The sequence below is a fragment of the Brevundimonas aveniformis DSM 17977 genome (assembly GCF_000428765.1).
In the GTDB taxonomy this organism is placed as follows: Bacteria; Pseudomonadota; Alphaproteobacteria; order Caulobacterales; family Caulobacteraceae; genus Brevundimonas; species Brevundimonas aveniformis.
This window is the reverse complement of record NZ_AUAO01000001.1, coordinates 880,375-898,217: the sequence shown is the minus strand read 5'-3', so window position 1 is coordinate 898,217 and position 17,843 is coordinate 880,375. Positions and strand designations below refer to the sequence as shown.

General features: G+C 65.2%; 21 protein-coding genes and 2 tRNA genes. 10 read left to right on the top strand and 13 right to left on the bottom strand.

What is annotated here, in order from left to right; all coding sequences use genetic code 11:
- The first annotated feature begins 192 nt into the window (after positions 1-192).
- Positions 193-1,104: a hypothetical protein gene (locus tag G391_RS15555; protein ID WP_156893836.1), complete on the top strand. Its 912-nt coding sequence runs from the start codon at positions 193-195 to the stop codon at positions 1,102-1,104.
- A 5-nt stretch (positions 1,105-1,109) separates the two neighbouring features.
- Here the strand turns inward: G391_RS15555 and G391_RS13820 are convergent, their stop codons facing one another.
- Entirely contained in the window at positions 1,110-1,301 is a 192-nt protein-coding gene (locus tag G391_RS13820) for a hypothetical protein (protein ID WP_211226466.1), read from the bottom strand.
- 96 nt (positions 1,302-1,397) lie between these two features.
- Positions 1,398-2,351, bottom strand: a complete 954-nt coding sequence (locus G391_RS15085; RefSeq protein WP_156893835.1) for a helix-turn-helix transcriptional regulator — start codon at positions 2,349-2,351, stop codon at positions 1,398-1,400.
- A gap of 154 nt (positions 2,352-2,505) precedes the next feature.
- Between G391_RS15085 and G391_RS0104635 the strand changes: the two genes are divergently transcribed.
- Positions 2,506-3,321 (top strand): DUF2306 domain-containing protein, encoded by an 816-nt coding sequence (locus tag G391_RS0104635; protein WP_029086487.1) that lies wholly within the window; start codon positions 2,506-2,508, stop codon positions 3,319-3,321.
- 37 nt (positions 3,322-3,358) lie between these two features.
- Here G391_RS0104635 and G391_RS0104630 read toward each other — a convergent pair whose 3' ends face one another.
- Entirely contained in the window at positions 3,359-4,666 is a 1,308-nt protein-coding gene (locus tag G391_RS0104630; RefSeq protein WP_029086486.1) for a PQQ-dependent sugar dehydrogenase, read from the bottom strand.
- Between the two features lie 197 nt (positions 4,667-4,863).
- On the opposite strand from G391_RS0104630, the gene G391_RS0104625 reads away from it, so the two are divergent.
- Both G391_RS0104625 and G391_RS0104620 read left to right on the top strand, forming a co-directional pair.
- Positions 4,864-5,391, top strand: a complete 528-nt coding sequence (locus tag G391_RS0104625) for a hypothetical protein (protein ID WP_029086485.1) — start codon at positions 4,864-4,866, stop codon at positions 5,389-5,391.
- Between the two features lie 100 nt (positions 5,392-5,491).
- Positions 5,492-6,118: a LysE family translocator gene (locus tag G391_RS0104620; protein WP_029086484.1), complete on the top strand. Its 627-nt coding sequence runs from the start codon at positions 5,492-5,494 to the stop codon at positions 6,116-6,118.
- 161 nt (positions 6,119-6,279) lie between these two features.
- On the opposite strand, the gene rlmN is transcribed toward G391_RS0104620, so the two are convergent.
- From rlmN to G391_RS0104600, 4 genes are all read right to left on the bottom strand, one after another.
- Positions 6,280-7,434, bottom strand: a complete 1,155-nt coding sequence (rlmN, locus tag G391_RS0104615; protein ID WP_029086483.1) for a dual-specificity RNA methyltransferase RlmN — start codon at positions 7,432-7,434, stop codon at positions 6,280-6,282.
- A gap of 93 nt (positions 7,435-7,527) precedes the next feature.
- A tRNA-Arg gene (locus G391_RS0104610) sits at positions 7,528-7,604 on the bottom strand.
- Positions 7,595-7,780, bottom strand: a complete 186-nt coding sequence (locus G391_RS15395) for a hypothetical protein (RefSeq protein WP_029086482.1) — start codon at positions 7,778-7,780, stop codon at positions 7,595-7,597. Before G391_RS15395 ends, G391_RS0104610 begins: the two co-directional genes overlap by 10 nt.
- A gap of 271 nt (positions 7,781-8,051) precedes the next feature.
- A tRNA-Lys gene (locus tag G391_RS0104600) sits at positions 8,052-8,127 on the bottom strand.
- Between the two features lie 179 nt (positions 8,128-8,306).
- Between G391_RS0104600 and G391_RS0104595 the strand changes: the two genes are divergently transcribed.
- Complete coding sequence (locus G391_RS0104595; protein WP_029086481.1) at positions 8,307-8,660, top strand: Hpt domain-containing protein; 354 nt, start codon at positions 8,307-8,309, stop codon at positions 8,658-8,660.
- Here the strand turns inward: G391_RS0104595 and G391_RS0104590 are convergent.
- Positions 8,650-9,162 carry a prolyl-tRNA synthetase associated domain-containing protein gene (locus tag G391_RS0104590; protein ID WP_029086480.1) on the bottom strand — a complete coding sequence of 171 codons (513 nt, stop codon included), beginning with the start codon at positions 9,160-9,162 and terminating at the stop codon, positions 8,650-8,652. The genes G391_RS0104595 and G391_RS0104590 overlap by 11 nt on opposite strands.
- Before the next feature lie 45 nt (positions 9,163-9,207).
- Here G391_RS0104590 and G391_RS0104585 point away from each other — a divergent pair, with 45 nt between their 5' ends.
- A complete protein-coding gene (locus G391_RS0104585) occupies positions 9,208-9,951 on the top strand; it encodes a DUF6065 family protein (protein WP_029086479.1) in 744 nt (247 codons plus the stop codon).
- Positions 9,952-9,957: 6 nt separating this feature from the next.
- Here G391_RS0104585 and G391_RS0104580 read toward each other — a convergent pair whose 3' ends face one another.
- The 3 genes from G391_RS0104580 to G391_RS0104570 all read right to left on the bottom strand — a co-directional run bounded on the left by G391_RS0104580 (position 9,958) and on the right by G391_RS0104570 (position 12,123).
- Complete coding sequence (locus tag G391_RS0104580) at positions 9,958-10,500, bottom strand: CC0125/CC1285 family lipoprotein (protein WP_035303573.1); 543 nt, start codon at positions 10,498-10,500, stop codon at positions 9,958-9,960.
- Between the two features lie 93 nt (positions 10,501-10,593).
- Complete coding sequence (locus G391_RS0104575; RefSeq protein WP_029086477.1) at positions 10,594-11,670, bottom strand: glycosyltransferase family 4 protein; 1,077 nt, start codon at positions 11,668-11,670, stop codon at positions 10,594-10,596.
- A gap of 60 nt (positions 11,671-11,730) precedes the next feature.
- Positions 11,731-12,123 carry a metallopeptidase family protein gene (locus tag G391_RS0104570; RefSeq protein ID WP_029086476.1) on the bottom strand — a complete coding sequence of 131 codons (393 nt, stop codon included), beginning with the start codon at positions 12,121-12,123 and terminating at the stop codon, positions 11,731-11,733.
- A gap of 98 nt (positions 12,124-12,221) precedes the next feature.
- Here G391_RS0104570 and G391_RS0104565 point away from each other — a divergent pair, with 98 nt between their 5' ends.
- On the top strand, positions 12,222-14,555 hold the full coding sequence (locus G391_RS0104565; protein WP_029086475.1) for a sensor histidine kinase: 2,334 nt from the start codon (positions 12,222-12,224) through the stop codon (positions 14,553-14,555).
- Positions 14,556-14,611: 56 nt separating this feature from the next.
- Positions 14,612-15,475 (top strand): HAD family hydrolase, encoded by an 864-nt coding sequence (locus G391_RS0104560; protein ID WP_029086474.1) that lies wholly within the window; start codon positions 14,612-14,614, stop codon positions 15,473-15,475.
- Here G391_RS0104560 and G391_RS0104555 read toward each other — a convergent pair.
- Positions 15,472-15,711 carry a hypothetical protein gene (locus G391_RS0104555; protein ID WP_029086473.1) on the bottom strand — a complete coding sequence of 80 codons (240 nt, stop codon included), beginning with the start codon at positions 15,709-15,711 and terminating at the stop codon, positions 15,472-15,474. The two genes, G391_RS0104560 and G391_RS0104555, sit on opposite strands and share 4 nt — an antisense overlap.
- 100 nt (positions 15,712-15,811) lie before the next feature.
- On the bottom strand, positions 15,812-17,107 hold the full coding sequence (locus G391_RS0104550) for a lytic murein transglycosylase (protein WP_029086472.1): 1,296 nt from the start codon (positions 17,105-17,107) through the stop codon (positions 15,812-15,814).
- A 182-nt stretch (positions 17,108-17,289) separates the two neighbouring features.
- Between G391_RS0104550 and ykgO the strand changes: the two genes are divergently transcribed.
- The gene (gene ykgO, locus G391_RS0104545; RefSeq protein WP_029086471.1) at positions 17,290-17,415 is read left to right on the top strand and encodes a type B 50S ribosomal protein L36; all 126 of its coding nucleotides are present in this window, start codon (positions 17,290-17,292) and stop codon (positions 17,413-17,415) included.
- 155 nt (positions 17,416-17,570) lie between these two features.
- Positions 17,571-17,843, top strand: a complete 273-nt coding sequence (gene gapR / locus G391_RS0104540) for a nucleoid-associated protein GapR (protein WP_029086470.1) — start codon at positions 17,571-17,573, stop codon at positions 17,841-17,843.

Below are 17,843 nucleotides of genomic sequence, written 5' to 3'. Positions count from 1 at the left end.
GGGACCCAGTTCTGTCCAGCCTGGCACCGGCGTCTCGGGACGCTGCCTGATTCCTCTCCTGCGCACCCGGATCACCCAAAGCCCTGGATCCCCGCTTTCGCGGGGATGAGCGGTATAAAGAGGTCGGCCGCGAACGATCGACGAGGCTGGGGTGATGTTTGCGATGGAGGTGGTTGGTGGCAAACTCTCTCCATGACGGAGTGGCCAGAAATTCCCGAGGACGTTGTGGCTTGGTTTCGCAGCGTTTTTGCCGAAGCCAACCGCAGCGCCTGCGAGCGGTTGGTCAATCTTCCCAACATTCGGGAAACATCACTGGATGACGGCCTGATAGAGGCTTTAATCCCCGATTCAGCCCCGACCCTTCTGCCATCGGGTGCCATTGTTCGTATGGACACTCACAATATCGGCGGGCTTAGACGGCTCGGTGGACCGCATTGGGATCTGCCTTTCCCGCGTCGGTGGGAAACGGCAGACGTTGCTGTCCTTGTGTTCGTCTATCGAGGAGCGACCTTGGTAGCTCGTAAGATCGGCCTGCTTCAGTCGAAGCGCCTCTTCCCGTCTAATGACGACGTCGATGACGATGATGAAATTGGCTTTCTTTACGGAATGAATGCGTTCTTGCGTCGCGAAGAACCGCAGGCTCTTGGGGTGCTTCATAGAAGCTACAAATTCGACGCGTCTTGCGCATATGGAGCAATCCTTCCCGGGAGCGATCAGGTTGCCGCCATAGAAAGGCTGAACAGCGAGTTTGGTGAGGCGATCTACTACCTCCTCTATAATCCCCCTGCTCTTCCAATGGAGATCCGCTATCCGCTGGCATCGCGCATTCGGGTTGAAGAAGTTGATATAGGTTGCCGCGTGCTTCCCGCATCAACGGTCCATGGCGCACTTGATGGATTAGGCGATGGTCGTCGTCCAACCTTCTCCAACCTCAATGTCGAACAAGGTTGGCCACTTGAGACGTGGGCGGCCGATCTCTTGCTCACATGCAAAGTTGGACAGCCTTTTGATGGCTCCAAGGATGGTCAGGTGAGATACTTCCTCGAGCGTCGGTCTGGACCGATTGGCGCTGCTTTGGCCACGTCGATCACGCTTCCAGAATAGCCCCCTCACCCCGCCATAATCCGCCGCATGAACCCGTCGAACAGCGGCGCCGTAAACGCCGTATCCCCATGCCCAGGGCTGTGGAGCATGCCCTTGCTGATCAGGTTGTTGCGGATGGGGGCGACGCTGGTGACCTTGCGCCCCAGCTCCTCGGCGATTTCGCCGGAGCGGTGCGGGCCGGGGCCGAGGTCGGCCATGGCGCGCATATAGGCCTTTCTGCCGGGGTCAGGCGGTCGAAGCGCGCGCGGAAGACCCCGGCGTCCAGCTCGGCCAGGGCCAGGGCGGTGACCTTCTCACACCCCCGCCCTGTATTCCCTTGGCGTCACGCCCGTTTCCGCCTTGAACGCCCGGTTGAACGGGCCCACCGAGGCGAACCCGCAGTCCAGGGCGATCAGCAGGATCGGGCGCGCCCGGCCGGGCGCGGTCAGCATCGCCTTGGCCTGTTCGATGCGGTGGTGGTTGATCAGGCGGTTGAAGTTGGCAAAGCCCAGGGCGGCGACCCCGCGTGAGAGCCGGTGTTCGGGCACATTCAGCCGCGCGGCCACGTCGCCAATCCTCAGGTCCGGGTCGGTGTGGATGGCCTCGGCCGCCAGCAGGGCCATCAAACGCCCGCCGATCTCGACCTCGTCTTCAGTCGCCGCCCGGCGCGGCGCGGGCGCGGGCACCTGCAACGGGTGGCCGCGACGCCAGATGACCGCTGCCGCCAGGGCGATGAGGCTCAGGGCCGCGCTGACGGTCTGGATCGGAGCGGGGTCGAGCCAGACGCCCAGCACCGACACCCCGGCCAGAATCGCAAATCCGATCACAAAGACGGCGCGAAACCGCACCTCGCCCGGCGTAAGCCCGCACCCATGCCGCTGGAACGGCTCGATCGCGGTCAACAGCAGCGCCGCCGACCCGCTGAGGGCATAAAGATTGGAGGCGACGTCGCGAGCCGTTCCCTCCGGCGCCAGAACCGACATCGCCCCGGTCGCGGTCAGCACGCCCACCACCAGCCTCGGCCACACGGCGTCGTGCCGCGCCGGGTCGAACAGCGCCCGCGTCACCAGCCAGGCCCAGCCACAGGCTGATACGCCAAAGGCGGCCAACACCGTCGCCGCCGGACCCTCGAACACCCGCGCCAGAATGTAGGCGACGAACGAAGCCGTCGCGATCATCGCCTGAACGCCCAGCCGGTCAAACGGGCCCACCGACAGGGGGCGCCGGTCGTCTGCGGTCGGGCTATGCGGGGCTAGGGCTGGGGTCATGACTCGACGAAACATCGGCTTGAGGGGCCGCCGTGTCCAGACGCCCCCGTGACCGTCACGGGCAAAATTACTGGCCGATTTCCAAATCGGCGAGACGCCGCCGGGCCAGGGTCGCCATGCCCCGCGCCTGTCTGTCTGATCGCCGGAGTCGCCGATGCCCGCCGCCCTCGCCCCTGTCCGTCCGCGCCTTGCCGACCGCATCCTGAAAGCCTCCGGCGTCCTGTGGTTCGTCGCCGCGTTCGCGGGCCAGGCCGCCTTCATCCTCTTTATCCTGGCCTTCTATGGTGTGCGGACCTTGTCCGGGAACTGGGCCGGGTGGAACGACAAACCGCTGATCGAGGGCCATGTCGCGGGCGACGACGTCGGCAACAGCGTCTTCGCCCTTCACGTTCTGCTCGCTTCGGTGATGACCCTGTGCGGCCTCATGCAGCTGATCCCCCAGCTTCGGCGCGCCCAGCCGCCGCTGCATCGCTGGACCGGGCGCATCTTCCTGACCCTGGCGGCGGTCATGGCGCTGAGCGGCGTTTGGCTGACCACCGTGCGCGGGACCTTCCTGTCCGAAATATCCGCCGCCGCTATCCTGCTGGACGCCGTACTGATTCTGGTGTTCGCCGCTCTGACCCTGCGCAATGCCGTCATGCGCCGGATCGAGATTCACCGGCGCTGGGCCATGCGCACCTTCATGGCCGCCAGCGGCGTCTGGTTCCTGCGCGTCGGCATCATGGGCTGGGTGCTGATCAATCAGGCACCGATCGGCATGAACGACACCATGTCCGGGCCGGCCGACGTGGTGCTGGGATTCGGATGCTACCTGATCCCGCTGGCCCTGCTGGAGCTCTATTTCAGGGCCGGACGAAGCCAGGGTGTGTGGCCAAAGCTGGGGGTCGCCGCCCTGGTCGCCGCCGCCGCCGCCTTCACGGCCCTGGGGGTGTTCGGGGCGGTGGCCTTGATGTGGTTGCCCTACCTCTGAGGCCTACGGATCGCTGGACCGGGTTTTGCGGCCCGGCTCAGAAGCGGGCGATCCGCAACACCGCCCCGTTGCGGTCCTCCGCTACCCAGATCGACCCGTCCCTGGCCACGGCCATTCCGACCGGCGCACCCATCGGATGTTGGCCCTGCACCGAGCCCCACCTGGGCGTCAGAAGCCGGCCCTGCGGGGCCGGGGCGTCGGCGGGATAGGCCATGGAGCCGCGCGGATAGATGGCGTAGTGGGCCCGCGTGGCGGTGACGGGAGCACCGTCAGCCGTCGTGTCCACCGCCATGATCCGTCCGCCGGCGCGGCGATAGCCGTGCCAGCTGATCAGCATCCGCCCGCGCAGCTCCGGGAACATGGCTCCGTCGTAGAACAGCATCGCCAAGGGCGCTGAATGCGGCGGCAACAGCGAGGTCGGCGACGTGCGGCGACCGCACCCGGTGACGGCGGCAGGCCAGCCTGGCAGGGCCGTTCCCATGTCGGTGCAATAGGGCCAGCCGTAGTCGCGCCCGGCCTCCAGCCGGTTGATCTCATCATAGGGGCGAGCCGGGTCGTTCAGATCGACCGAGTTTTCCGCCTGCCAGACACTGCCGGACGGATGCACCGCCATGGCGACCGAGTTCCTCAGACCCGTGGCAAACGGGGTCCAGTCGGGGCTCCAGCGCCCCAGACCCGCGGCATCAGGCCCGAGATAGGCATAGCGGCGCACCATCGCCTGTTCCGCTCGCTCGGCACATTGACGTTGCGCATCCCGGTTGGGCCGACCCCGCGTATCCAGACAGGTATCGGACGGGGCTCCGACATTGACCAGCATCGACCCGTCTGCCTGAAACACAAAGGCCGACAGCGGATGGCGGTTTTCATGCAGCCGGTTGTCCGGCAGGTCGGCGATCACCGTCCCACCTTCGTGCGGATCGTCGGGGTCAAAGGCGAAGATGCGGCTCATCTCTGCGACATAGATGCGTCCGTCCGGTCCCCGTGCAATCGTGTGCGGCATCGACAGGTTGGCTACAAGGCGGGTCCAGCGGGCCTGAGCGCCCCTCGCGCTCAAGCGCCAGATCGCCCCGCGCCCGGCATCCCAGCTGCCCAGATCCGCCACCAGCCAGTCGCCATCGTCCATCTCATACAGGGTGCGCGGCATGCGTGGGCCGGAGTCGCCCGTCCTTTGCCAGACCAGGCCCAGACACATCCCGGACACCATCCCGACCGTCGTCGCTGGCCACCCGTGACAATCGCCCTGCACGGCATAGGTCGTACGCACCGGCTGAGCCGCCGCCGGCTCCATCCCCCCTGCGAGGGCCAGGCTCACCCACACCAGAAGCCGACGAAAAGTGACGATCATGATGTTCACCCTAGCGTCTGAACGTCAAAACCGGCAAACAGCGGCGGGGGCTTAACCTTGATCTTCGCCGTTCAGGCGCAAGGGCTGGACACGGAACGTGGTTTTACGGCTAGGCTTGCGCCGCTTTTTTGCCGCCATGGGCGGCTAACCCACACACCCCTCAGGCCCATCGGGGCCAACTTGGAGCTCTCACCTCAATGACCATGCGTACCGTTCTGGCCGTTGCCGCGGCCCTCGCCTTTTCGACGCCGGTGATGGCGCAACAGGCCGAACAACCGACTGCGCCACAAGCTCCCGCCCGCCAGCCGACCGCTGAGGAAATCGCTTTCGGCCAGACGGCCCAGGCCTTCGATGGCCGGATGCAGGCCATGGTCGGTGAAATCCAGACCATGCTGCAGGATACGTCCACCAATGGGGCCCAGAAGCAAGCCGCCCTGGAAGGAATCCTCGCCCCCTACATCCCCGAGATCAATGCCTTCGCCGATGCGATGCAGACCTTCCTGGCCGGTGCCCGCAGCCGCTCGACCGACCCGCAGGAACAGGCGGCGATCGATCAGGCCCTGGCCAACGGGCCCGCGAACGTGCGCGCCATCCCGGATCAGGTCCGCGCCGGCGTCGCCCAGGCCATCGCCAATGCCGCGGCCCAGGCTGAGGCCGCCGCGGCGGCCGGTCAGGGTGCCCAACCCGGCCAGGGTGCCGTCGCCGGCTCGATCCCGGTCCAGTAAGCCAGACCCGGCAACACCAGATCAGGCCCGCTCCGGTCGTCGGGGCGGGCCTTTTCAATTGGCCGTTGACGCCAGACCCCAATCCCCTCAGACGCCCGCCATGGCCTGGCCCGTCGATCCGCATCTGTATTTGACCTTCCTGGGCGTCATGGCCTTGATGGCGATGACCCCGGGGCCGGCCAATCTGTTCGCCGTGGCGACGGGCGTGCGCGACGGCAAACGCGCCGCCCTCCTGGGGATGATCGGTATGAATGCGGCCACCCTGGTGTGGTTCTTTGCCGCCTCGCTCGGGCTAGGGGCACTGGTCGCCGCCTTCCCAGACCAGTTCCGCTGGATCGCGATCGCCGGCGGCCTCTACGTCGCCTGGCTGGGCATACAGACCATCCGAGGGGCCGGCCACGCCCCCGGCGATCCCGGTAAGGCCCGCCTGACGCGGCGCGGCCCCCTGGTCGACGGCTTCATGGTCCAGATCGCCAACCCCAAGGCGGTGCTGTTCTTCACCGCCGTCCTGCCACCCTTCCTCGATCCGGCCCGGCCGTTGGGACCGCAGTTGGTGCTGTTTGCCATCGCCACCATCGGCCTGGATATGATCACCATGAGCGCCTATGGCCTGGGTGGTGCCGCCCTGACCCGCCGCATGACCGACCCGGCCTTCTCACGCGCCTTCAGCTGGATCAGCGGAGGCCTGTTGCTGATCGCGGCGGCGATGATCCTGTTCCGGCACTGATATCTCCTCCCCATGAGCGGCGCGAAATGGGGAGGGGGACCACGAAGTGGTGGAGGGGGCACCCGAAGCCTGTCAGGCGAGATCATCGCCGCCCTCTCCGGCGCGACGCCGATTAGCGCCGAGCCACCTCCCCACATCCTACGTCGTGGGGAGGAGAGATTTTAGTCGACGCTCATCATCGCCCTGAGCGCGCTGGCCCGGATCTTCTCGCTCTCGGACTTCAGCTGGCCGCAGGCCGCCAGGATGTCGCGACCGCGCGGGGTGCGGATCGGGCTGGCGTATCCGGCCTTGTTCAGGATGGCGGCGAACCGCTCGATGGTCTTCCAGTCCGAGCATTCGTACTCGGTTCCGGGCCAGGGATTGAACGGGATCAGATTGACCTTGGCGGGGATGCCGGCGATCAGCTTGACCAGCGCACGCGCCTCTTCGGGGCTGTCGTTCACGCCCTTCAGCATCACATATTCGAACGTCACCCGCCGCGCATTGCCCAGGCCCGGATAGGCCCGGATGCCGGCCATCAGCTGCTCCAGCGGATATTTCTTGTTCAGCGGGACGAGCACGTTCCTGAGCTCGTCATTCGTGGCGTGCAGGCTGATCGCCAGCATGGTCTGGGTGCGCTCGCCCAGCTCGTTCAGCTGCGGCACGACGCCCGAGGTCGAGACCGTGATCCGCCGCCGCGACAGGGCGACGCCCTCATTGTCCGAGATAATGTCGATGGCGTCCGCGACATGGTCCAGATTGTAGAGCGGCTCGCCCATGCCCATGAAGACGATGTTGGACAGCCGGCGGTCTTCCTTCGGCGACGGCCATTCGCCGAGGTCGTCGCGGGCGACCTGAACCTGGGCCACGATCTCGGCTGCGGTCAGGTTGCGCACCAGCTTCTGGGTGCCGGTATGACAGAAGGAGCAGTTCAGGGTACAGCCGACCTGGCTGGACACGCACAGCGCCCCGGCCCGGCCGACGTCGGGGATATAGACGGTCTCTATCTCGATGCCCGGCGCGGTGCGGATCAGCCATTTGCGGGTGCCGTCCTTCGACACCTGGCGCTCGACGATCTCGGGCCGCTCAAGCGTGAAGGCGTCAGCGAGCCTGGCCTGCATGTCCCTGGCCACATTGGTCATGGCCGAGAAGTCGGTCACCCCATAGTGGTGGATCCAGCCCCAGATCTGGCTGGCCCGCATCCTGGCCTTCTCGGGCGGACAGACCCCGGCGTCGATCAGCGCCTGGCGCAGGCCTTCACGCGTGAGACCGGACAGGTTCACGGGCGCAGACGGACGGGCGCGCGCGGCATGGCTGATGTCGAGCGAGAGGCTCACGGATGAATCCTGAAAGACGGGAGAAGCGCGCTTATACCTCAGATCACGGCGAAAATCAGCCGTCACCGGACTTGGAGGTTCCAGACCAAGAGCTGGCGACCCCGGGGTGACTCGAACACCCGACCTCCGGTTTAGGAAACCGCTGCTCTATCCTGCTGAGCTACGGGGCCGCTGGCGGGGCCTGTTTAGACGCAGCGCGCGCACGAAGCCAAGCGCCGATCCCGTCGCCGAAAAAGTGGATCATCTGACGAAGCGCCGCCAGGGCCAGGCCGTTTCGCATGGCACCCGAACGCCGCAGTTCGGCGCGATACCTCGCCTGAGCATCAACAGCAGGTGCGTGACCCATCGGACCCTCCCAAGTCCATGAAGCCTGCGCCAGAGACTACGCGCGAGTATTGAGGATTCCATAAACAGCCGCGACCCGACAGTTGTGGTTAATCATCCTTTAGATACAAGATATTGCGGTGAACAAAGCCAGAAGAGCGCGATGTCAGTGATTCGGACGCGATTCGTTCCGGGGGCGTTCTGCAAGATCGGGGCGGGTGTTTACCGCAACACCGAGCCAACCCGCGGCCGACGTGCCCGGCGTGTATCCTAGGTATCAAAGGGGGAAACGATGGTGGGTGATGTAGGGCTCGAACCTACGACCCGCTGATTAAGAGTCAGCTGCTCTACCAACTGAGCTAATCACCCGGAACCATCGTCCTTGGGCCGGTCCAAACAAGGCCATGCCAGCCGCAAGGCTCCTAGCCGGAACATCGCGGGAGGCGCGGACATAGAGGCGATAGCCATCGCTTGCAAGGGGATTCCGGGCGGCGATAATGTCCCGGCGCTGGCGGCAGGCCGCCGTTCTCATTCGAGGAGCTTTCCAAATGAGCCGCCGCGATCTGGCTGGTGCCATCGATGTCTCGGTGCTGGACAGCTTCACACAGGGAGACACAGCCCTGGCTGACGAAGTGCTCGGCCTGTTCCAGCAGCAGGCCAATATCTGGTCGCCGATGCTTGAGGTGACGAGCCCCGGCTGGAAGGACGCCGTCCATACCCTCAAGGGGTCGGCTGCTGGCATCGGAGCCCATGGGTTGGCCGAGGCCTGCGTGTCGGCAGAACAGGCCGACCCAGCCGCCCTGGCTGGCCGTCTTGAAGGGGTCAAGGATGCGCTGGCCGCCGCCTTGGCCGATGTCGCCGCCTGGCGTCACGAACTGATGCTCGCCAGCCTCAAGGGCTGATGACCGCCATGGCTTCAAAATCGACGACCATCGGCTCGACGCCGATAATCTGAAGGAACTGTCGAAAGTCTGCCTGGTCCAGCCCCGTGGTCGCGGTGTTCAACAGCGGATGAAAGTTGACGATATCGGCCCCCCACAGGTGCCGGTCGACCACGAAAGTTACCCTGTGGTCGGGGTCATTGACCAGGCCCAGCGCCGTCACCGACCCGGGGGTCAGACCCAGCACCTCGTTCATCAACTCGGCATTCCCGAAGGACAGGCGCGCTGACCCGATCACCCGGTCCAGCCGCTTGAGGTCGATCATCGTGTCCTGACGAGCGGATATCAGCCACAGCCGCCCCTTCTTGTCCTTGAGAAAGAGGTTCTTGGTATGGGCACCGGGCATCCCCGCCTTGAGCTCCAGCCCCTCCTCCACGCGAAAGACAGCCGCGTGCTCGACCGTCTTGTGAACAATGCCCTGCTGGTCCAGCCAGGCCAGAAATTGATCTCGGTCAAACGCCATGGTGCCGCTTTACGATACCCGTCCGCCAAGGCTAGGAAATTCGGCATGGAACTCTTGTGCTACCCGATGGGCTCGCGCCCGCCCGAGATCGTCCCCGGTCGCGCCCAGCGCCGGTGGATGGACAATTTCTCCAACCGCCATCCCTACAAATGCCTGCCGCTGACCATGGCCAATACGACGGGCTGGGAAATCCTGTCGCCTTGGGATGTGACGATCGAGTGGACGGGTGGGAGGAGCCAATCGGACATTTCGTTCCGTTTCGACCGCCCGATCCCCGACCAGGACCATTTCATCGCCTCGCATTTTGCCGGTGGTGTCGTCACCTTTCATCCCGGCTATCTGTTCCGCACGCCCCCCGGCTGGGCCATGTGGGCCTCAGGCCCGCCCAATCATGTCAAGGACGGCATCCAGCCCCTGACGGGCCTGGTCGAAACGGACTGGCTGCCCTTCCCCTTCACCATGAATTGGATCTTCACCCGCCCCGGCATGGTCAAATGGGAGCGTGGCGAACCCTTCTGTTTCATCACCCTGGTTCAGAACCGGGCCATGGAGCAGGTCCAGCCTGTCATGCGCTCGCTTGAGCGCGATCAAGAGCTCCACGGCCAGTTCAACGCCTGGAACCGCCAGCGCGGTGAATTCAATCGACGCCTGGCCGCCAATGACCCGGATACGGTGCGGGAATCCTGGCAGCGGTTCTATTTCAAGGGCGAGCTGCCGGAGGAAGCGCCGGGCAGCGCCCCCGAGGACCACGTCAACAAGCGCCGGCTCAAGCCGATCCGGCTGACCTGACGGCAATCAGCCGTAGGCTCCTGGCCGGGCGACGCGCGGCCCCAGGTTTTGCATCACCTCGCGCGCGTCGAAGGCGTGGCGTTCACCTGCCGGCGCGACGCCCCGGCCCATGACAATCTCGGAACGCGCCTCATAGCGGGTCGCCTGGCGCATATCCATGTCCCGATACCAGGGATCCCAGGCCGTCCAGTAGCCGCCACGATAGAAGCGCCAGTTGGGCCCCCAATAGGGACCATAGGATCCGCGGAACCAGGGGTCCGGGTTGGAGTAGTAGCGGGTGTCGGCTTCCGTTTCGCGATAGTCTGTGACGAACCAGTCGTAACCGGACTGCACCGTCAACTCGGCCGCCCGATACAGGAGGTACATCTCGACCGTCTCACGACTGGTCAGGGAATTGCCGCTGAAGGCGACCGCCCAGCGGTCCTCCTGGACGCGTTGCTCGGCGTAACCGCCGCGTTGGCCCCCGTACCCCTCCGGCGCATAGACGGTCGGGGTGGCGCAGGCCGTCAGCACCAGGCTTCCGGCTAGGACGGCAAATAGCTTCTTCATGGCGATCCTCCAGGTCGAGGTTGAGCCCCTGCCACGCCTAAGCATAACCCATTTCCGGCCCCACTGTTCCTTTTCAGGCCGAAAGCCGCGAACTCAGGCCGCCGCAGCCCGGCGACGCAAACGTGCCAGACGCCGCAGACGCCGCCAGAATTTCACCTTCTCGGCCTCGGGCTGAGGCTGAAGATTACGCACGAACTCTTCGGCCGAGGCGCGCCAGGAGAAGCCCTCGGCATAGGCTCTCACCGCCTGTCGATCGAGATTCAGACAGGCCATGCAGGCCGTCCTGAGATCGTCGTCGATCGCCCCGGCACCCGAGCCGGGAATGATGTCGATGGGGCCGTGGGCGGGATAGGCCGCGACCGGCGTTCCGGTCGCCATGGCCTCCAGGATCACCAGACCGAAGGTATCGGTCCATGACGGGAAGACAAACACATCAGCATCGGAGAAGGCTCGCGCCAGATCTTCGCCGAACATCGCCCCGGTAAACTTGACATCGGGATAGCGAGCCTCGAGGTCGGCCTTGGCCGGACCGTCGCCAACGACCACCTTGGTGCCCGGCAGGTCCAGCTCGACAAAGGCTTCGATATTCTTTTCGACGGCGACCCGACCGACGTTCAGCCAGATCGGGCGCGGCCAGTCGGCGGGAAAGATCGCCTCCAGATCGGGTCGGAACAGCTCTGTATCGACCCCTCGCGTCCACGGCGAGACGTTGCGAAAGCCATGCTTGACCAGCTCATCCCGGAGCGTCGGTGTGGCCACCATCAGCCGCCCGGACGGCTTGTGGAACCACTTCATATAGGCGTAGCCGACCTGAACCGGCACGGGAAACCGGGCCGAGACATATTCGGGGAATTTGGTGTGATAGCTGGTCGTGAACGGCAGCTTCCATTCCAGACAGATGCGCCGGGTGGCGATGCCGATCGGACCTTCGGTGGCGATATGTACGGCCTCTGGCTCGAACGCCGCCATGCGCTCACGGATCTCTTCTTCCGCGCCCAAGGCGAGACGAATCTCGGGATAGGTCGGGCACGGGATGGTCTTGAATTGATCAGGCGTGACGGTCAGGACCTCGTGGCCCATCTCACGACACTCCGCCACCGTCCGTGACAGGGTGCGAACCACGCCGTTGACCTGGGGTTCCCAAGCGTCCGTCGCCAGAAGAATACGCATTCTTATCCGTATAGCCGCTGCGGCCTAGCCTGCCCCTATAGGCGCGAAGTCGGGTCTAGGCTAGCGGCGGTCGTCCTCGATATCGTGGATGTCATCGTCCGACAGGCCGAAGTGGTGGCCGATCTCGTGGATCAGGACATGCTCGACCAGCGCCGCCAGATCGACATTGCCCCGCTCAATCCATTCGTTGAGGATCGGGCGACGGTAGAGAAACACCTCGGCCGGAAACGGCATCGGGTTCGTCACCGAGGCATGGGTCAGGTCCACGCCGTGATAGAGCCCGGTGAGCTCGAACGGATCCTCAATCCCCAGTTCGGCCAGAACCTCGGGTTCGGCGAAATCCACGACCCGGATCACCACCGGCCCGGACGCCTCTCGAAAGACCGGAGGAAGCCGCTGCCAGGCCTCTTCGGCTAGGCGGACCATGTCGTCGATCGTGGGGAGCTGGAACATGCCAGACCTATCCCCCCGAAGCGGACGGCGGACAAGACGGCGGATTAGGTTATGGTGGGCCGAATCGCTCTTGAGAATGGCGGGACGGGCCGGTTCGAATGACGCCTATCGATATCGCATATGTGGCTTCCGCCGGGTCCGTTGGCCTGGCCTTGGCTGTGGTCATCTGGGCCTGGCGGATCCGACGCGGCGTCCAGCAACGCCGGCGCGGCATGGACCGGGAAGCGATGGCCGGAGCCCAGGCGCTCGCGGATGCCCGCGGCGCCGCCGAGGCGTTCGAGGGTGCCGTCATTCGCATCGAAGGCGGCGAAGCTCGACTGGCCAGCGGGCGTGAGGCCCTGGAGGCGGTCGCGACAGCCCTGGGCCTCGAGGTCGAGAACCACGAGAATCTGGCTTTTTCAGTCATCCACGCCCTGGCCGACCAGGCCGCCGACACCACGCAGCGCCTGACAGCCCTGGTCGAGCGAGGCGAGCCCTGCCGATTGACGGTCCAGGGCATAGCCGGCCCGGTCAGTCTGGAGGGCAAGGCACTGGGGGGGTCCGTCTGGCTGCGACTTGACCCAGGCGTCGATGTGGAGCCGGCCACCGATAGTCGCCTGTCGATGCTGGCGGATGCCCTGCCGGCCCCGGCCTGGATCTCCGATGCTTCGGGGAGCCTCGTCTGGGCCAATCGGGCCTGGCTTTCGGCCGTCGAACAGCCGACGCTGGAGGCCGCCCGTGCGGCAGGGTCCATGTTCGACAAGGACGGTACCGCCCTCGTGGTCGAGGCCCTTGAGGCAGGAAAACGGATCGAACGCTTCCGCTGGGCGGTTCTCGGCGGGCGGCGGCGGGCCTGGCGTATGGTCATCGAGCCAATCGGCCAAGGCGAGGTGCTGTCCTATGCGGTGGATGTGACCGAGACTGAGGAGACGCGCGAAACCCTGCGCCGTCACGTCGAGGCCCACGACGAAACCCTGGATCATCTGGACGACGCCGTCGCCATCTTCGGGGCCAACCGGCGGCTTGCCTATCACAACTCGTCGTTCCGCGACCTCTTTGGCCTGGACTCAGCCTGGCTGGATGAGCGCCCCACCCACGCTGAGGTGCTGGACCGGTTGCGACAGCGCCGCAAACTGCCGGAGACGGCCGACTATTCTGGCTGGAAGGCCCGCGAGCTCGAATATTACGGCTCAACCGAAATCGCTCCCGACGACGTTTGGCCGCTTCCCGATGGGCGAACCCTGCGCGTGGTGCGCCAGCCCCATCCCCTGGGTGGCCTGCTGCTGCTGTTTGCCGACATCACCGATGAGCTGAAACTTCGCTCGGAGTACAACGCCCTGCTCAATGTGCAGCAGGCTACGCTGGACAAGCTCAATGACGCCGTTGCCGTTTTTGGCTCCGACGGAAGGCTGCGGCTGCGAAATGATGCCTTCGAGCGGTTCTGGGCCCTGACCGGCGAGCAGCTCGATGACGCCGGTGGCTTTGACGAGGTCGCGGCGCTTTGCCGGGCGTTGCTACCTGAACCGGGACTGTGGACCGAACTCGGCGCGCGCGTGACAGACCCAGACCCCGAGAGCCGGGCCCCGGTTTCGGGGGAGGCCCGTCTGGTGGATCGACGCATTGTGGCCTGGCAGACCCGACCCCTGCCCGATGGGGCCACCCTCATCGCTTTTTCCGATATCACGGCCCGGCGCGAGCTTGAGGACGCCCTGGAACAGAAGCAGGCCGCCCTGGGAGAAGCCGAACGGCTCAAGCGCGAGTTTGTCGGCAACGTCTCCTATGAACTGCGCACCCCCCTGACCACCATCATCGGCTATGCCGAACTGCTCGAGGCCGAAGGCTCGGGCCTGCCGGACCGGTCGCGCCAGCATCTGGCCGCCGTGCGCTCAGCGGCCGGCCAGTTGGCCCATTCCATCGACGATGTGCTCGACATGGCCCAGATCGACGCCGGCGAGATGGCGCTGGCCCTCGGCGATGTTCGTGTCGCGGATGTCCTGACCCGGGTGGCCGACCGCATCCGACCCGATCTTCAGGCCAAGGGTGCCGAACTGGTCGTCGAGGTGGGTGAAGGCGTCGACCTCATCCGGGCCGATGAGGACCGGCTGATCAAGATCGTCGACCAGTTGGCCGACAATGCGGTGCGTGCCCTTGAAGGGGCGGGTACGGTCGGGCTTCGCGCGGAGACGACCGCAGGCGGCGTTCGCCTGACCGTTTCGGATACCGGTCGGGGTGTCCCCTTCCACAAACAGGCCCATGTGTTTGACCGGTTCGTCGGTCGCGACCGCGGCGGGCCGGGCCTGGGCCTGGCTCTGGTGAAGGCGGTAGCCGAAATGCACGGCGGCGCGGTATCCCTGCGAAGCGAGCCAGGTCAGGGGGCTGAGTTCAGTCTCGATCTGCCCGTCAATGCCACCGACCGGGCCACCGCCCCCGAGCTTGAACTCGACGCCGGTTAGGTTCGGACCGATTTGGTGCTAGGAGGCCGCAAGATCTTCTCATTGCCGGCTTCAGAATGACCCAAGCCCCCCTGCTCAAAACCGCCCTCATCTACGATTTCGACGGCACCCTGGCGCGCGGAAACATGCAGGAGGTGACCTTCATTCCCTCCGTCGGCATGGGTGTGGGCGATTTCTGGGGCGAGGCGGATCGACTGACCCGGGACGCCGACGGTGACAACATCCTGATGTACATGCAGCTCATGCTTCAGCGCGCCCGTGAGCAGAAGCAGCCGATCACCCGCAAACTGCTGGCCGAACACGGTCAGGACGTGAAGCTGTTCGACGGCCTCAAGACCGACCTGACGGGACCGGGGTGGTTCGACCGCATCAATGCGTTTGGAGCCCGATACGGCCTGGATATCGAGCACTACATCATCTCTGCCGGTCTGGAGGAGATGATCGACGGCTGCCCGATCCGCAGCGCGTTCAAACACGTCTTTGCATCCAAGTTCGTCTATGATGACGACGGGGTCGCGATCTGGCCGGCGGTCGGGGTCAACTACACCACCAAGACCCAGTATCTGTTCCGCATCAACAAGGGCGTGCTCAATCACTACGAGCACGAGAAGATCAACAAATTCATGCCGGACGCAGCTCGCCCGGTGCCCTTCAATCGCATGATCTTCCTGGGCGACGGCGACACCGATGTGCCGACCATGAAGATGATGCACTCCAAGGGCGGCTTCTCAATCGCGGTCTACGACCCGCGCAACTCGGCCCGCGACCAGGACAAGCTCTACAACCTGATCTCGGAAGACCGGGTCAATTTCGTCGCCGCCGCCGACTACCGTGAGGGCACGGCGCTGGACTTGATCGTCAAGGGGCTGGTCGGGCGTATCGCGATCAACGCCGGCACCATGCCGGTGGCTGAACTCTAGTTGCCGCCCCGCAGGCGCGACGACGCGCCACCCCGAATCTCGCAGGCATAGTCGTTCGCCGCACGAGGCCCGGTGGCTCCCTGGATAGGCGTCAGCATCCCGCCGCGCGCCTGACACTCCGCGTTGAGCTGGGCCATTTCCTCAGCGTAGGTGGGGTGCGTCTGCGCCGTCGAGGCACAGGCAGATACCAAGAGCGCGCCGGCAAGGAGGGCGACGGCTGTGATCCCTGAACGCATGTTTCTCTCCTTAGGTGGGTGCCCTAATCCGGCACGCCGCCACCGTCGCGGCTGATCTTGGCGAAAATCGGTCCGTCAGCACGGGAACCGGGGCCCGGGGCTAAACTCCGGCCTCGGATCGAATGCGGTTGATGATCGCCTCATTGACATAGCCATCGGCAATCAAGCCGCGTGCGGCCTGGTACTGACGCAAGGCCCGACGCGTACCCGATCCGATCACGCCGTCGATCCCGTTGGGATCGAACCCAAGGGCCTGCAGGCCCCGCTGCAGGGCAAAGGCCTGGTCGCGAGACAAGGGCGGCTCATTGGGCCAGGCGCGCGCAACGCCGGCGCGGCCATCCATGGCATCGGCAAGCAGACCAATCGCCAGGGCGTAGCTCAGCGCATTGTTGTAGCGTCGGATCACATAGTGGTTCGGCAGGGCCAGGAAGGCCGGCCCCCCCGCGCCGGAGGGCAACAGAATCGTCGCATTCTCCGCCGCCTCGGCATCGCTTAGGGCCACGCCTCCGGCCAGCTCAACCCCCCGGCTGCGCCAGAAGCTCCACGGCTGTTGGGCTGAATCGGTCAGGCTGTAGTCAAAGCCGCTGGGCAGGGTCACTTCCAGTGCCCACCGCTGATTGCGTCGCCATCCGGCGGTGGCCAGCAGATTGGCCGCAGACGCCAGGGCGTCCTGGTCTGAGCCCCAGATATCGACCCGGCCGTCGCCGTCGGCATCGCGGGCCAGACGCAGATAGTTGTCCGGCATGAACTGGGTCTGACCCATGGCCCCGGCCCAGCTTCCGGTCAGGCGGCTCCGGTCCCGCCGCCCCTCAGTTACGATGGTCAGGGCATTGACCAGTTGGCCCTCGGCCCACTCACGGCGACGCCCCTCCCAGGCCAGGGTGGCCAGAGAGCGAACCACATCAAAATCGCCCTGAATCCGGCCAAAGGCGCTTTCCTGGGCCCAGATCGCCACCAGGATCGACTTGGGCACGCCATACTGGTCCTGGATCCGGTTCATCCACGGCGCGGCTCCGATCCGGTCACGCCCGGTCTGGATCCGATCAGCGGTCAGGGCGCGGGTAATGTAATCGCCGGCACCGCGCGAGAATTCCGGCTGAGAGCGATCCCGGTCGATCACCCGATGATCCGGCGTCAGACCGGCCAGTTCCTGGGCCCAGGCCGCTCGATTGGCTCCGCCGCGGCGGGCCAGGAAGCTGTCGCGCCAGACGTTGAACTCCATCACCTCCTGCGGGGTCGCCACATCGGTCGCCGTCTGGTTCGAGGGCGGCGAAGGCGGTGTCGGGGACGGTGTGGGGGTCTGGGTCGGCTGCGGCTGAACAGGAGGCAGGTCGGGGGCCATGGGCGCACAGGCGGCCACGATCAGACACAGGACAAGACGCGACGTCATTTTCATCGCGTGAGTCTAGCGGGCTTTCCCCTGTTGGTTCAATCACAAGCGCGTGGGAGGCGAAGCGACGGATCGCCGCGTTCGGTCCCTACGTTGACACCGCGTCGCGCTTTGCATATAGACCCCGCTCCGCCGCGAGCCCCCTCGCGGCGCTTGTCATTTATGAACGTCCAGCCCGGAAGAAGACCATGAAGGTCCGTAGCTCGCTCAAGTCGCTCAAGTCTCGCCATCGGGACTGCAAGATCGTCCGCCGCAAGGGCAAGGTCTATGTGATCAACAAGACCGATCCGCGCTTCAAAGCCAAGCAAGGCTAAGCGTTCGCGCCGGGATCGGCGCGTCGATATCTCAGAGATTTCCACAGGCCTCGGGCAGTTGTCCGGGGCCTGTTTCGTTATGGGTGGTTGAGACAGGGGAACATTCGGGGCTAGGAACCGGGTCTGTTTACCCTGATCCCTTCTGGAGTTTTCCCGTGGCCGACGACGCTGCCTTTTCCAATCCCGATGTCCTGACGGCAGCTGCCCAGGGGCGTCTGCGCACCATCATCGAGCGCATTGAGCGGCTGGAAGAGGACAAGGCCGCCGTCATGGCCGACATCAAGGAGGTCTTTGCTGAGGCCAAGGGTGAGGGCTATGACGTCAAGGTCCTGCGCAAGGTCGTGCGTATTCGCAAGCAGGACAAGGCCAAGCGCCAGGAAGAGGAAGCCATCCTCGACCTCTACCTGTCGGCGGTGGGAGAGATCTGA

Coding starts and splice junctions, on each gene's coding strand:
- G391_RS0104560 (WP_029086474.1), top strand. CDS start 14,612: ATGACCCAAGCCCCCCTGCTCAAAACCGCCCTCATCTACGATTTCGAC.
- G391_RS0104595 (WP_029086481.1), top strand. CDS start 8,307: ATGAGCCGCCGCGATCTGGCTGGTGCCATCGATGTCTCGGTGCTGGAC.
- G391_RS15555 (WP_156893836.1), top strand. CDS start 193: ATGACGGAGTGGCCAGAAATTCCCGAGGACGTTGTGGCTTGGTTTCGC.
- G391_RS0104550 (WP_029086472.1), bottom strand. CDS start 17,107: ATGAAAATGACGTCGCGTCTTGTCCTGTGTCTGATCGTGGCCGCCTGT.
- G391_RS13820 (WP_211226466.1), bottom strand. CDS start 1,301: ATGGCCGACCTCGGCCCCGGCCCGCACCGCTCCGGCGAAATCGCCGAG.
- G391_RS15395 (WP_029086482.1), bottom strand. CDS start 7,780: ATGGGTCACGCACCTGCTGTTGATGCTCAGGCGAGGTATCGCGCCGAA.
- G391_RS0104555 (WP_029086473.1), bottom strand. CDS start 15,711: ATGCGTTCAGGGATCACAGCCGTCGCCCTCCTTGCCGGCGCGCTCTTG.
- ykgO (WP_029086471.1), top strand. CDS start 17,290: ATGAAGGTCCGTAGCTCGCTCAAGTCGCTCAAGTCTCGCCATCGGGAC.
- G391_RS0104575 (WP_029086477.1), bottom strand. CDS start 11,670: ATGCGTATTCTTCTGGCGACGGACGCTTGGGAACCCCAGGTCAACGGC.
- G391_RS15085 (WP_156893835.1), bottom strand. CDS start 2,351: ATGACCCCAGCCCTAGCCCCGCATAGCCCGACCGCAGACGACCGGCGC.
- G391_RS0104630 (WP_029086486.1), bottom strand. CDS start 4,666: ATGATCGTCACTTTTCGTCGGCTTCTGGTGTGGGTGAGCCTGGCCCTC.
- G391_RS0104590 (WP_029086480.1), bottom strand. CDS start 9,162: ATGGCGTTTGACCGAGATCAATTTCTGGCCTGGCTGGACCAGCAGGGC.
- G391_RS0104625 (WP_029086485.1), top strand. CDS start 4,864: ATGACCATGCGTACCGTTCTGGCCGTTGCCGCGGCCCTCGCCTTTTCG.
- G391_RS0104585 (WP_029086479.1), top strand. CDS start 9,208: ATGGAACTCTTGTGCTACCCGATGGGCTCGCGCCCGCCCGAGATCGTC.
- G391_RS0104570 (WP_029086476.1), bottom strand. CDS start 12,123: ATGTTCCAGCTCCCCACGATCGACGACATGGTCCGCCTAGCCGAAGAG.
- G391_RS0104620 (WP_029086484.1), top strand. CDS start 5,492: ATGGCCTGGCCCGTCGATCCGCATCTGTATTTGACCTTCCTGGGCGTC.
- G391_RS0104635 (WP_029086487.1), top strand. CDS start 2,506: ATGCCCGCCGCCCTCGCCCCTGTCCGTCCGCGCCTTGCCGACCGCATC.
- G391_RS0104565 (WP_029086475.1), top strand. CDS start 12,222: ATGACGCCTATCGATATCGCATATGTGGCTTCCGCCGGGTCCGTTGGC.
- G391_RS0104580 (WP_035303573.1), bottom strand. CDS start 10,500: ATGAAGAAGCTATTTGCCGTCCTAGCCGGAAGCCTGGTGCTGACGGCC.